A 13,789-nucleotide genomic window follows, 5' to 3' on the forward strand; every position below is an offset into this window, starting at 1 on the left:
ATTTCCTTATCGATATGCTGAAATTTACTTTGTATTGTTCTCGGCGGCGTCATGGCTGACGTGGCCTTGTTTTAAATTTATTTTTAAAAATTTGAATGCAAAGATGGATGGAAAATACTTTGCCGTTACCAAAGCCGCATTTAGGCCGTTTTAATTTCTGCAGTGCCGCATTTTTGATCCAGCTTTAAAATGAGTTCTTCTGCCAATGGCCACTCACCAAAGCCCGATGCAGGATTTAAATGTCCAACATCACCTGCATTAACAAGATCACTGCCCCATAAAGCAGCTAAATAAGCCGCAGATTCAAAACTGGCAAGGTGATCATTGGTACTGGCAACAATGATGCTTGGAAAAGGCAGCTTTTCTTGCGGTAAAGGGTCCCAGCCTTCTTCGCGCAGCAGCTCTGGGCTTGGGTAGTTTTCAGGCCACTTTTGTGACAAATCAGGCGGAGCAGCCAATAATGCGCCTTGAATATTAGCCTGATGTTTGACAGCCCAATGCGCCGTCATGAGCACACCTGCGCTATGCGCAGCTAAAATAACAGGCCCTTTAATTTTCTTTAATTCAGCCTGTATGCGCGCCACACGATGAGCGCAGTTCAGCTTATTGCTCTCAGCGGGTTTAACTGTTCGGACTTTTTTCAATTTAGCGGCTAAATGTGTCTGCCAGTGTTCCTCAACATGATCACGCAGACCTGGAATAATCAAAATCGTTGCATGTGTAAATAACTTTTCCATTTGTACACCCAATGAAGCTTTTATGCTTTGCCGATCCTTAGGCAAGGCTTATGGTTATTCAACATAAATTGATGACACACCTAACGATATACATAGCATGACAAATGCTTATCTTTTCATGACAATTCTAGTAATTAATTGATTTTAAACAAATAAGACAACTGTTGATAAATAATTGTTTTAAAAAATAAAACTTATTTTTTTGGTGATAAATCTACAAATAACTCACTCTTTTTTCATTTTTTTGCTAATTGCTTAAAACACATACTGCTCTAATAATACCCTTGAGTTTCAGAAAGGATCCGCTGAAACCATAAAAATAATGATGAATTTTTAAGGAACAAATAATGAGTCAACTTGTTAAAATAGCCGGATCTCTTGCATGCTTATTCGCTGCAAATTTAGCTTATGCGGATTCTGTCAATCACAAACGCTGGGCAGTTAGTGCAGGCTGGATGCACGTGATGCCGCAAGGCAAAGCCAACTCTACCCATGTCACAACTGCTGTTGAAGAAGGCGGCAGTTATGGCGTCGGATCTCTTTGGGGAGCTGACATGGCTAAATATGCCTTAAATGGCGATAGCCTAACGGGTATGGGAAAATTGATGTTTGATGCCTTTGTCAGAAACAGCCAAAAAGATCCTGAATACAAAGTTCCAGACGGTTTCGTAAAAGGTTCAAGAGCTGATATCACGGGTATTTCTGATTATACCGCAGGCGGAGGGATGGAGGTTGATGATGCCGATACCCTAGGTGTGACGCTCAGCTATTTTGTTAATGACAAAGTTTCTATTGAAGTTGTTGGCGGTATTCCACCTAAAGTTGATGTCAAAGGAGTTGGAGAGATCCGTGCTGCTGCACTCTCAACTTCAAATTCATCTCACCTGCCGCAACATACCCCACCCACGTATTTTGACGGTTTAGAATTACTCAAAGACACTTTAATTACCGATTTAGGCGCACATGGCACAGTTGCCGAAGTAACTGCATGGACTCCTACAATGACTGCAAAATACCACTTTGGCTCTTCCGATAAAAATAAGTTTCGTCCATTTGTCGGTGCCGGTGTTGTATATGGCCATTTCAATAAGCTGAAACTTAATGGTGGTGTTGAAGCAGACTTAATCGAAGCAGGTTACATGATTGACAACATTTTAAATGACCGTGCAGGAGAAGCATTACATGGAGGCAAAGGCAGTTCTACAGCTACACCGCATGTCAAAGTAAAAACCAGCGATGCCTTTGCACCTGTGCTCACTGCAGGCTTTACTTATGATCTAACGGACAGCTGGTTTACCACAGGCTCACTCAGCTATATGCCAAATTTTAACAACACTGCAACAGTCACCGTAACAGATACTTCTACAGGTCGAGAACTCATTCGTTCTACTACGAAAATTGATCTAGACCCATTAGTGACTTATGTAGGGGTTGGTTATCGCTTCTAATTTGTTAGACAATATTTCTTGCAGAGTTGCTAAAGACAAGACTGCAAGAAGTAACTGTCAACAAGATAAATAATTTAAAATGTTATTTCCTTGACACCTAAGGCATTCAAGGTTTTCAAGCCAGTTTTTATAATAATAAAAACTGGTTCTTTATCTTTGTTTTAGATGAAAGCTGAACAAAGTAAAAGAAAAGTGGTATAAATTACCTACAAAATAATTATATTTTTAGTATTAAATATCGGTTATGGATAAAACGTCAATCAGGATGGATTGATGAAAAACAGGGAGACAACGATGGTCCCACTAGCTCATACTGCTGTCCTCAAAAATTATATGGATATCAGCCAGCAATTAAATCTTAATCCTTATCATTTGCTGTCTGATGCGGGCATATACCCTGCCCAATTGCAGGACTGTAAGCAAAGGATCTCTGTTGATAAAGCAATATACCTATTGGAACTGTCGGCTTTAAATAGCCATTGCGATACTTTTGGCTTACTCATGGCCGAACAGCGCCAGCTCGCAGATTTTGGCGAACTGAGTTTATTGCTGAGTTATCAGCATACACTGCGTGAGGCTTTGCAAACGATTGTTCGATACCGCAATGTCATTAACAGCGCATTAGAAATGCACATCGAAGAAATTGACGGCACGGTGATTATTCGGGTAGAAGTCATTGCAGGTTCAACGCATTACAGCCGTCAGGCAATTGAACTTGCTGTCGGCATTACACACCGCTTTTGCGCTGCATTGCTGTCACAAAAATGGCGCCCTTTAGCTGTTCACTTTACCCATGAAGCACCGCTTGATCTGAGTGTGCATCAGCGAATTTTCGGCTGTGCTTTCGAGTTTGGCAGCGAGTTCAATGGCATTGTATGCACTACTGCTGAACTGGATAAAGCAAATCCGCATGCAGATAAAGCAATGGCGAACCATGCGCAGCGTTATTTAGCAATTGATATCCTGCAAAATGAAAATGAATCATCCATCATTTTTGATATCCGTAAAAGCATTTATCTGTTGCTGCCTATGGGCCGTGCAACAATCGATCAAGTGGCCATAACCCATGGCGTGAATGTCAGAACTTTGCAGCGCCGTCTAGAAGCCGCCCAAACAAGTTTCAGTATATTAATTAATGATGTACGTAAAACCTTAGTGATTAGATATTTAAAAAATGCCAATTACTCACTAGGGCAAGTCTCTGACATTTTAGGCTACTCCATGCCAAGTTCATTTACCCGCTGGTTTATCAGCCAATTTGGCATTTCTCCAACCGCATGGCGCCATAATCATAGCAATGCTTAAGCCCTCCTGCTCTGTCTAGCCTTCCTAATTCAAAACAAAAAGCCTTCAAAAAGGCTTTTTTTTGAAATATAGATTTAAGTAAGCTGAGTTCTAAATAAGACTTTTTCTAAATATTGGATATGCGGAAACGTCCTGTGCAATATGTGCAATTACTTTGATAAGTTTTAGTATTTGACGAGTGCTGCAAATGAGAAACAACGCTTCGTAAGAGCAGCTCCAATAGAAGGTTCATCCTAAGTTATGAACAACACTGATATAACGCCATCACAATGAACCTTCTTTTATTGAATGAATGACTATAACTTATCAACATCACATTAAGTCGTTATCATGCACCGCTGCAGTTAAAATAAGAAATGCATTACAGTCAAAACCAGCAGCACTAAGAAAATACTTTCACATACCATCAAAATAATCGGCTTTATGCCTACCGTCGCCAACTCACGCAGCTGTGTTTTCATCCCCAGCGCACTGATTGAAATGACCAAACACCAGCGTGACAATTCATTCATGCCGCCTTGCACCATAACCGGCACCCAACCAGTGCTGTTAATACATGCAAGCAATAAAAACCCAACTGCAAACCAAGGTAAAAGCGGCGGGCGTTTACCTGTACTTTCTACACCTTGCATCCGCGTGATCATGGCGGCGCATATAATCACAGGCAACAGCATTGCAACACGCATCAGCTTCACGACTGTTGCGGTATCTCCTGTTTCCGTTGACATGCTATATCCAGCACCGACAACTTGAGCGACATCATGAATGGTTGCTCCAAGAAAAATACCCGCCTCTTGCGGAGAAAGCTCCAGCCAGTTTGCAATCATCGGATAAACAATCATCGCCAGCGTTGATAAAGCAGAGACGCCAATCACTGTAAACAGCGTGGCTTTTTCTTTCTGCGGATGCTTAGGCAAGGCAGCAGATAAAGCCAAGGCAGCCGAAGCGCCGCAAATTGCGGTTGCACCGCCAGTTAGCATTCCAAATAAGCGCTGAAAACCCATCATCTTAGCAGCGACCACAGAGACGGATATCGTCACTGCAATCAGCGTAATCACTAAAACGATCGGCTGCCAGCCTAAAGCCGTGATTTGATCTAAAGTAATGCGCATGCCCAGCAAAGCAATACCAATACGCATGACTGTTCGGGCTGTAAATTCGATTCCCGCTTTACAGCTCCCTTCTGTGGCTAAAAAACTTAAGCCCATCCCAAGCAGCAACGCAAACAGCATTACAGGCGCAGTATAATGCTCAGAAAGAAACGTTGCTGCAGCTGCAACTACAAAGCTAACCGCAAATCCAGGCGCAAGCTCTCGAATACGTTGACCCAGCGCTATTGATGAATTAACTTCAGCCTGTTCTGTTTGATTCATCATTGCACCTCTTGCTTCAGCACAATATAAATACGACCATTGATCTCTTCTAAACAATAAGCATTGAGTTTCAGCAGTTCTGAATTCACCATAAAACCATCGGCTAAATTAAAACGCAGGCCGTGAGCTGGACATTTGATCGTGCAGCCATCTAATTTCCCGCCATATAAAGATGCGCCTTGATGCGGGCAGCTATCCTCTATGGCATAGAGTTGATTGTCAATATTAAAAAGGATAATTGACTGTTCACCAGCCTTCAGAAAAACTCGCTGGCCTAAGCTTGGAATTTTTTCTGAAGGCACTTCAAAACGGTTATTCATACTTTAGCCTCCTGCACCTCAAGTGATTCAAGCATGGCTTGATACAGCATCGCTGCAGGCTGTGCACCGGCAAGGGCAAATGTTCGATCAAAAACAAAATACGGAACACCTTTCCCGCCTGTATTTGCAGAAACAAAAGAAACATTAGGCGCATTTAAAATGGCTTTAATCTGCGCCTCGTTATAACCGCAATACGTTGCAATTCTTTCTAATGTCGCAGTGTCCGAAATATTTTCAGAATGATGAAAATAGGCCGAAAATATTCCTTCAAGCAGCAAGTCATGCTGCGCGGCATCTGCCAACTCCGCAGCATGACTCAATAAGCTGTGTGCTTTAGCCGTATTCGGCATACGCGGTATGCGTTCAAAATCAATTTCCACACCGACAGCTTTTGCTGCTTGCCGAACTTGTTCTTGACGCAGCCGCACAGCCATCGACGTTCCTAAACGCTGTAAATAAAAAGCTTTAAAAGGAATGCCCTCAATTGGCATGGATGGCAGTAACTGCACACCCCGCCATTTGATATTCACTTCTACATTGGGATGAGTCTGTTTCAATTGTTGAATTGCAACTTGGAGTTGACGTTTTCCAATCAAACACCAAGGGCAAATAAAATCAAAATAAACTTCAATATCAATCATTGATTTCATTCAGGTTTACCTGTTTTTGATAACTGCTGACGAATTGCGTTTTGCTCTAATGCTGCTTGCATATTAAAACGTGTCACATCTTTCAGATAATGCCGCTTTGCATAGAAAAATACTGCTGCAGATAAAATACTGATTACAGGCATCACCTGAAATGCGTTATGCAGGCCAATCACATCAGATAGCTTACCAATCACTAAAGGCCCTAATGCTAAACCAAGGAAATTATTGGCTAAAGTTAAGGTCGCAAAAGCAGTACTGTGGACGGCATTGTGAGTTAAGTTGGCAACCATTGCGCTCGAAGGTCCATTCGTTCCTAAAGCCATGAACATCCCTAAAGCAACCATCACCAATTGAGCAGTACCGGCAGGCAATGCAAAAGCAATGCTGAGCAATACACAGCCCAATAAACAATAAGCAATAGCCAGCGTCACTTTGCGGTCAGGACGGTCTTTGCCTAAACGGTCACATAATATGCCACATAAAATTGTACCCACCGCGCTGCTTAATACGATCACCGCTGCCAGCACACCAGCCTTGTCGGTCGACATGCCATAATAACGGTTGAGATAACTTGGAAACCAAACAATGACTGAGCCGCCAACAAAAAGCTGTAAACCGCTGGCAATATACGTCGCAATCACTGAACGGCTGGAATAGATCGTTCTCAGCTGATTTTTTTGCGTTTCTTTTTTCTGCTTGGCTAACTCTTCTTTTGGAATCGTGCCAATTTTCTTCTCTTTGACTAAAACAGGATAAATACTTGCCAATACCAGACCAAAAATAGCCATCCCGCCAAATGCCCAGCGCCAGCCAAAATGCTCAGCCAGCACACCGCCTAAAGCCATACCTAAAAATGAGCCAAAGACACCGCCTGCCATAAATGAGCTGGCCAAAGTTGCCCGCATATCACGCGGGAATACCGCCACGACCACAGCAATACCAACACTGCCATAAGCCGCTTCACCAACGCCCACTAAAAAGCGGGCAAACAGCATATGTTCATAGCTTTCTGCAACCGCACAGCCTAAAGTTGCCAAACTCCACAGCACGGCCATCAAGGTTAAGCTTTTTACCTTACCAAATTTGTCTGCCAATATAGATAAAGGCAAAGTCAGCAAGCCCACCATTAAGGCCACAATACCGCTCAGTAAGCCAAGCTGACTGTCGGTTAATGTCCATTCATTTTTAATTAGAGGAAAGACTGCGTTTAATACCTGACGAGACATATAGTCTGAAATCAGCAAACCAAAGGTCAATGCAAAAACAATCCACGCATAACGGCGCGGAATACCAATAGATGTATCTATACCAGTTGCTGGAGCAGAATATTCATGTGCACCCATGAGGCAACCTCCTTGTATTTTTATTTTGTTTTATCTATTTAGGGACTGAAGAACCGCTTCAAGTCATTTTGCGCAGTTCTTCAGTTTTGACTCGAGTTCAAAAATCCATCTCGCTCAAGCCTTGTTTTAATTAACGCTGCGGTACGCCTTTTTGACCTGGCTTACGATTCGGCGCCATGCCATTAGCAAGCAATGTTTCTTCAATCGTGTCGTACTGTACGCCAATACGGTAAATTTCACGCGCTTCTTTGCCATTGGCCACTTCACGGCCTAATTCATGCGCAATACGTACCGTTTGTTTGATTTGCTCAACAGAAGAGAAACGCTCACCTTTATGATCAATAATCGTATCTTCATTACCCACACGTGCATGCAAGCCCATTGCCATTGAAATCGTATTGAGCGGCAAAACATTTTTCAGCAATGATTCAGAGGTCAACGTACAGCCATCTGGCACGCGGTGAACGAAATTGAAGAAGTTAAATGGATTTGGACCATCAAAACCGCCGCCAATTCCAATCCAAGTAATATTCATTGGGCCTTTGTACAAACCTTTACGTACCAGACGCTCTAGAGTTTCTAAACCATGCATGCCTGTCAGCTGGAAATGCGGCTGGATGCCATTTGCAGCTAAACGCTTCAAATGTTCAATTAACCATTCAGGGCCAGCAGGAACGGTCATTTCTGCATAAGCAGCCTGAACTGCTGGATGCTCTAGTGACGTTCCTTTTAAATATTCAGGATACAAAAGCTCCATAATGTTCATTTGCGTGGTGTTTACCGCAACGGTCACTTGATCTGGCTTCGGATCGAGCTCGGCCAATTTATGACGCGTATCATCGCTCAGCCAAACTGCAGCTTCACCTTCGCTTTCTGGCGCAAAAGAAATAGAACCGCCCACTTGAATGATCATGTCAGGTACCGCTTTACGCACACCAGCAATCAGTTCATTAAATTTTGAAAGGCGTTTTGAGCCTTTGCCATCCAGTTCACGCACATGCAAATGCAAAACTGATGCACCCGCTTCATAACATTCCACTGCTTTTTGGATTTGCTCTTCCATTGTCACTGGAATATCTTCTGGGAAATCTTCAGGCATCCACTCTGGGCCATATGGCGCAACCGTAATGACCACTTTTTCCATGTTTTCTGGGTGCAATGAATCATCAAAGAATTGCATGTGCATCTCCTTATATATTTTTGAATTGTAAATTTAATTGAATGTATTTATTTCAAGCTTAGTAAGTCGCATCGCCAATAATACCCGCCCGCTCCATTTTGCGATGACATGCAGGATAATCCATGACAGCATAATGCTGTGTGCTGCGGTTGTCCCAGATCGCAATGCTGTTCGGCTGCCAGCGCCAGCGCACCTGATACTCTGGGATATATGCCTGAGTCACCAAATAACGCAGCAATTCAGATGCTCCGGGATTGGCATCCTGCCCATAACGCACATGCTCTTTGGTATGAAAATTACTGATATGCGTGGTGAAAGCATTTACATACAAAATTTTCTCACCCGTTTCAGGGTGTGTGCGCACAATCGGATGTTCTGCATCTGGGAACTGCGCTTTTAAAGCCAAACGTTTTTCAATCGGCATCGCTGCGCCAAAACTTGCTTCAATGCTGTGATATGCACGCAAATCAGTAATTTTTTCTTTGATATGCTCTGGCAAATTTTCATAAGCCATAATCATATTGGTCCACATGGTATCTCCGCCAACCGTTGGACATTCAATACAGCGCAGGACACAGCCCATTGGCGGGACTTTGCGCCAGCTTGCATCGCTGTGCCATGCATTTTCATAACGGTCAATTGGGCTATCTGGACTTTTATAAATCTGTACCAGCCCTGGATGGTCAGGATGACTGCCGACTGCCGGATGGTCTTCCAGCTGTCCAAAACGCTCCGCAAATGCCACATGTTCTGCACGGCTAATATTTTGATCTCTTAAAAATAAAACCCGATGCTTAAGTAAATGGCTGCGAATTTCGGCGAATAGGTCATCATCCTGAATCGCATCCGCAATATTGATGCCTTTGAGTTCAGCACCAATATGACAGCTTAATTGTTCAACTTGCATATGAAATCCTTTTCAAATTCAAATCACAAAAATAGATGATCCCGTAGTTTTACGCGCTTCTAAATCACGGTGCGCCTGAACTGCATCCTTGAGTTCGTAACGCTGGTTAATTTCAATTTTGATACGGCCGCTGCTCACATGGCCAAAAATCTCATCCGCCAAAGCTTGTTTTTCTGCCGGATCTGCAATGTAGTCGGCCAATGCAGGACGTGTGATAAAGAGTGAGCCCTTCATCGCCAGCAATACGGGATTGAAATCTGGAATTGGACCTGAAGCGGTACCGACACATACCAGTAAACCGCGGCGTTTTAATGAATCAAGCGATGACATGAACGTGTCTTTGCCCACACTGTCAAATACCACATGCACACCTTCACCACCGGTCAGTTCACGTACACGTTCTGCGACATTTTCATGGCTATAATTAATCACATGATCACAGCCATGTGCGCGGGCAATGGCCGCTTTTTCTTCTGATGACGTGGTGCCAATCACAGTTAAACCCAGCAGTTTTGCCCACTGTGAAACAATCAGCCCCACACCGCCTGCGGCAGCATGCAATAAAATGGTATCGCCCTTTTTAAAATCATAAATACGGCGCATTAAATAGGCTGAAGTTAAACCGCGCATGGTCATCGCTGCAGCCGTTTCACAAGAAATGCCTTCTGGCAATTTGATCAGCACATTCGCATCAACCAGCCGAGCAGTACTGTATGCGCCCAAAGTATTGATAAAACCGGTATAGGTTACACGGTCACCAACCTGAATATTGCTTACGCCTTCACCAACTGCATCTACAATACCTGACGCTTCTACACCCATCCCATTTGGCATCGGAATCTTGTACGTGCCGTCACGGAAATAGGTATCTGCATAATTCAAACCGACTGCGACATGGCGTACACGAACCTGTCCTGCCGCGGGTTCACCAACTTCAATTTCTTCGATATACATGACATCTGGCGCGCCAACTTCATTAAAGCGTACTGCTTGATTAGTGTTCATCTTCTATCCCTGCTGTTTTTATTCATGTCATAAACTATTCAGCAAAACTACATCACTCAGAAGACAGCCCACTTTACATATCACGACATCGACTTAGCATTTTGCGACATCGTTATTGGATAATTTCAGATATTCATGTCTTAAATATTAGGTTAAATTTTTTACTTATTATTTATTATATACTTAAACATATAAATGTGATTAAAATTTAACAGCCTGAGATCATGTTCAGTTTAACAACATCCGTTCCTTTTGCTATAAATCACCATAAACTGATACAACAATTTCCAAGCCGCATATACGATACATTTCACTCTATCTAGAAATAAATACTGAGATAAGTCATGACACTTAAACAGCTAAAAGCATTTTTAATCTTGGCGCGTAGCTTAAATTATGCACATGCATCGAATGAATTATGCATCAGTCAATCTGCACTCAGTATCAGTATTAAAACCCTAGAAGAAGAATTAGGCGGCAAATTATTTAAACGCAATACCCGCCGTGTAGAAATGACCCCTGAAGGCGAATCGCTCATTCCTTATGCCAAAAAACTTTTAGCCAATTGGGATGATATGGAAAAAGACCTCAAACAGCGTTTTCAGCTAAAAAGAGGTACATTAAATATTGCCTCCATGCCCTTTGCGACCCATGCTGTGTTACCCGAAATATTGCATAAATTTTCTAAACAATATCCCAATATTCATTTTTCCATCCACGATGTGCCTAATGAAAAGATTATTGAAAAAATCCAAGAAGGCATCTTTGAAATCGGGATCTGCTTTAAACCTGATAATATTGAACATTTAAATTTTCAGCCCTTATTTCAAGAAGACTTTATCGCGCTCCTGCCGGTTCATCACCCATTGGCCCAAAATACAACAGTAACGTGGAAGGAACTGCTGTCCTTCCCCTTTGTCACTTTGCAAAATCCGTCTATTGTCCGGCAAATTGTGGAAACAAAAGCAGCTGAAAATGACATCACTTTAGATTTAAAGCTCGAATGCCATCAAATCAGCTCACTGGCGCATTTTGTTGCTTTAGATTTAGGTGTCAGCGCTATTCCGCGCCGCTTTGAAAAAATGATTCAGCCGAATCAGCATGTTCTGCGGGAAATTTCGGATGCCGATGTTCATTTGCAATTTGGCATTCTGTATAAAAAAGATCTGCAATTATCTAATATTTCTGCACAATTTCTCGACATGATCACTGAATATTACCGTTAATCTTTTGCTGCTTCTCTCTGCGCTGATCACTGGCAGACTGAACTGTTTAAGTCTCAGCGCCATTGGCATTTTTTCGCCATAAATACGGCGTTTTTTCGATTCATGAATTTTTTTAATTACACCTTAAAAATTATCAATTTCTCAAATTTATCCGCCAGTGCTAGTTATAAGACATCATTAAAAAACAGGTTCATGGAATGAATAAAGTCTTTGCAACAGCAGAAGAAGCGTTGGCTGATATTGTAAAAGATCATCAGAGTTTTGCTGTCGGCGGTTTTGGTGTATGCGGCATTCCAGAAATGCTGCTGGATGCTTTAAAAGAAACACAGGTTAAAGGCTTAACCTGTATTTCCAATAATGCAGGAACTGATGGCGTTGGTTTAGGCAAACTTCTAATCAGCAAGCAAATTAAGAAAATGATTTCATCTTATGTCGGTGAAAACAAAGAGTTTGAACGTCAGTTTCTAAACGGTGAGCTTGAAGTTGAGCTAACACCGCAAGGCACCTTGGCTGAAAAGCTCCGCTCAGGCGGTGCAGGCATTCCTGCCTTTTTTACGCAAACTGGTGTCGGTACTTTAATTGCGGAAGGCAAGGAAGTCCGGAGCTTTCATGGTAAAGATTATATTTTAGAACAGACCATTACCACAGATATTGCCTTGGTTAAAGCCTATAAAGCGGATAAAGCCGGCAATTTGGTATTTAGAAAAACCGCCCGAAATTTTAATCCTGAATGTGCAATGGCGGGAAAAATTACGGTGGCCGAAGTTGAACAGATTGTCGAAATTGGTGAATTAGATCCCGACGATATTCATTTGCCAGGCATCTATGTCGACCGTTTGGTACTCAATGCTGCGCCAAACAAGCGCATTGAACAAATGACACTTAAAGCGGAGGCTTAAATCATGGCTTGGACACGTAATGAAATGGCGCAGCGCGCAGCGCTAGAGCTTGAAGATGGTTTCTATGTGAATTTGGGTATTGGCCTGCCAACACTGGTTGCAAATTATATTCCTGACGATATGAATGTCTGGCTTCAATCTGAAAATGGATTATTGGGTATTGGTGAGTTTCCAACGGAAGAAACGGTGGATGCAGATTTAATTAATGCAGGCAAACAAACGGTGACTGCACGCTTAGGCGCTGCCTTTTTTTCCAGTTCTGAATCTTTTGCCATGATCCGCGGCGGTCATGTCAATGTGGCTATTTTAGGCGCGATGGAAGTTTCTGAAAGCGGTGACTTAGCCAACTGGATGATTCCCGGTAAAAAAGTCAAAGGTATGGGCGGTGCAATGGACTTAGTCGCAGGTGTACAAAAAATTGTTGTACTGATGGAACATACAGCCAAAGATGGCAGCCCAAAAATTCTAAAACGCTGTTCTCTGCCTTTAACGGGTCAAGGTGTCGTCAGCAGAATTATTACCGATTTAGGCGTGTTAGATATTACCAGCGCGGGTGTTGAACTTGTTGAGCTTGCTACGGATGTCAGTTTAGAGCAAATTCAAAAAGCAACAGGTGTAAAATTAATTACAGCGAATACTCTAGTTGCTTAGAATTTTAAATTGATTCTTATACTATAAAAAAGCCCGCTATTTTAGCGGGCTTCAATATATTGATATATCAACGAATTTTGGTAGGTATATCCAGACTCGAACTGGAGACCTCTACGATGTCAAAGCAATGTCAAACGCATAAAAACAATTACTTATCTTTAATCGGCGCCCATGTTTCGCCTATTATTTTATGCCCAATATCAGGTATGATCAATCTCGAACCAAATAAGCATACAAAATAATGCTTTAAAAAATAATCTTCGCCTATCTTTTAAAGGTATTTTTAGAAATGTCAATTTCACAACAAAGAACAACTGCTCTTAATCACATCAATTCTGAAATTCACGATTTAAATGAAATTCACGATACTGATGGTAAAACTATTTTACAAATTGTGCGCCATGTAGAGAAAGTTACGCTGCTTATACACCAATTAGGGTTAATAAATTGGGATGAATGCGTAGAACTTGGACAAAAGCTCGGCAATGCTAGAGTAGAAGCAGCTCGTCGCGGCGGGCATCCAGTTTAATGCACTGCACACATACAGTAATGTGAACTTTTGTCGAAATCGAATGCGCTGTGCAGCCTGAGAGTAGGATGCACAGCAAAATATTAAGCGCGTTTTTCATGTTCAATAATAACTTGCGCTACTGCCTTGGCTGCTGACCAGTACTTCGAATTAAACGCTGCAAGCTCTGCATCATTCGAAATAAAACCAAGTTCTACAATCAAGCCGCCAGCATTC

At 42.3% G+C, this 13,789-nt stretch carries 14 protein-coding genes and 1 pseudogene; 6 read left to right on the forward strand and 9 right to left on the reverse strand.

The window, feature by feature from the left end; all coding sequences use genetic code 11:
- Positions 1-140: 140 nt before the first annotated feature.
- Positions 141-737: an RBBP9/YdeN family alpha/beta hydrolase gene (locus D7V32_RS10730; protein ID WP_120402869.1), complete on the reverse strand. Its 597-nt coding sequence runs from the start codon at positions 735-737 to the stop codon at positions 141-143.
- Between the two features lie 347 nt (positions 738-1,084).
- Between D7V32_RS10730 and D7V32_RS10735 the strand changes: the two genes are divergently transcribed.
- Together D7V32_RS10735 and D7V32_RS10740 are read left to right on the forward strand one after the other, a co-directional pair.
- Entirely contained in the window at positions 1,085-2,185 is a 1,101-nt protein-coding gene (locus tag D7V32_RS10735) for an OmpW/AlkL family protein (protein WP_120402870.1), read from the forward strand.
- Positions 2,186-2,479: 294 nt separating this feature from the next.
- A complete protein-coding gene (locus D7V32_RS10740; protein WP_120402871.1) occupies positions 2,480-3,490 on the forward strand; it encodes an AraC family transcriptional regulator in 1,011 nt (336 codons plus the stop codon).
- Positions 3,491-3,834: 344 nt separating this feature from the next.
- Here the strand turns inward: D7V32_RS10740 and D7V32_RS10745 are convergent, their stop codons facing one another.
- The 7 genes from D7V32_RS10745 to D7V32_RS10775 all read right to left on the reverse strand — a co-directional run bounded on the left by D7V32_RS10745 (position 3,835) and on the right by D7V32_RS10775 (position 10,268).
- Positions 3,835-4,863, reverse strand: a complete 1,029-nt coding sequence (locus D7V32_RS10745; protein WP_120402885.1) for a YeiH family protein — start codon at positions 4,861-4,863, stop codon at positions 3,835-3,837.
- Positions 4,863-5,183: a Rieske (2Fe-2S) protein gene (locus tag D7V32_RS10750; RefSeq protein WP_120402872.1), complete on the reverse strand. Its 321-nt coding sequence runs from the start codon at positions 5,181-5,183 to the stop codon at positions 4,863-4,865. The genes D7V32_RS10745 and D7V32_RS10750 overlap by 1 nt, the downstream gene beginning before the upstream one ends.
- On the reverse strand, positions 5,180-5,833 hold the full coding sequence (locus D7V32_RS10755) for a DsbA family oxidoreductase (protein WP_120402873.1): 654 nt from the start codon (positions 5,831-5,833) through the stop codon (positions 5,180-5,182). Before D7V32_RS10755 ends, D7V32_RS10750 begins: the two co-directional genes overlap by 4 nt.
- Complete coding sequence (locus D7V32_RS10760) at positions 5,830-7,176, reverse strand: MFS transporter (protein ID WP_120402874.1); 1,347 nt, start codon at positions 7,174-7,176, stop codon at positions 5,830-5,832. The genes D7V32_RS10755 and D7V32_RS10760 overlap by 4 nt, the downstream gene beginning before the upstream one ends.
- 130 nt (positions 7,177-7,306) lie before the next feature.
- On the reverse strand, positions 7,307-8,356 hold the full coding sequence (locus D7V32_RS10765) for a BKACE family enzyme (protein ID WP_120402875.1): 1,050 nt from the start codon (positions 8,354-8,356) through the stop codon (positions 7,307-7,309).
- 58 nt (positions 8,357-8,414) lie between these two features.
- A complete protein-coding gene (locus D7V32_RS10770; RefSeq protein WP_120402876.1) occupies positions 8,415-9,263 on the reverse strand; it encodes a TauD/TfdA dioxygenase family protein in 849 nt (282 codons plus the stop codon).
- 18 nt (positions 9,264-9,281) lie between these two features.
- Positions 9,282-10,268, reverse strand: a complete 987-nt coding sequence (locus D7V32_RS10775) for a quinone oxidoreductase family protein (RefSeq protein ID WP_120402877.1) — start codon at positions 10,266-10,268, stop codon at positions 9,282-9,284.
- Positions 10,269-10,612: 344 nt separating this feature from the next.
- Between D7V32_RS10775 and D7V32_RS10780 the strand changes: the two genes are divergently transcribed.
- The 4 genes from D7V32_RS10780 to D7V32_RS17145 all read left to right on the forward strand — a co-directional run bounded on the left by D7V32_RS10780 (position 10,613) and on the right by D7V32_RS17145 (position 13,573).
- Positions 10,613-11,494: a LysR family transcriptional regulator gene (locus D7V32_RS10780; protein ID WP_120402878.1), complete on the forward strand. Its 882-nt coding sequence runs from the start codon at positions 10,613-10,615 to the stop codon at positions 11,492-11,494.
- Positions 11,495-11,691: 197 nt separating this feature from the next.
- A complete protein-coding gene (locus tag D7V32_RS10785) occupies positions 11,692-12,393 on the forward strand; it encodes a CoA transferase subunit A (RefSeq protein ID WP_120402879.1) in 702 nt (233 codons plus the stop codon).
- Positions 12,394-12,396: 3 nt separating this feature from the next.
- A complete protein-coding gene (locus D7V32_RS10790) occupies positions 12,397-13,044 on the forward strand; it encodes a 3-oxoacid CoA-transferase subunit B (RefSeq protein ID WP_120402880.1) in 648 nt (215 codons plus the stop codon).
- A 289-nt stretch (positions 13,045-13,333) separates the two neighbouring features.
- On the forward strand, positions 13,334-13,573 hold the full coding sequence (locus tag D7V32_RS17145) for a hypothetical protein (RefSeq protein WP_147394220.1): 240 nt from the start codon (positions 13,334-13,336) through the stop codon (positions 13,571-13,573).
- 83 nt (positions 13,574-13,656) lie between these two features.
- Here D7V32_RS17145 and D7V32_RS17610 read toward each other — a convergent pair.
- A pseudogene (locus D7V32_RS17610) lies at positions 13,657-13,789 on the reverse strand (N-acetylmuramoyl-L-alanine amidase); the annotation flags it as partial.

It is taken from the genome of Acinetobacter tianfuensis (genome assembly GCF_003611465.1).
Taxonomy (GTDB): domain Bacteria; phylum Pseudomonadota; class Gammaproteobacteria; order Pseudomonadales; family Moraxellaceae; genus Acinetobacter; species Acinetobacter tianfuensis.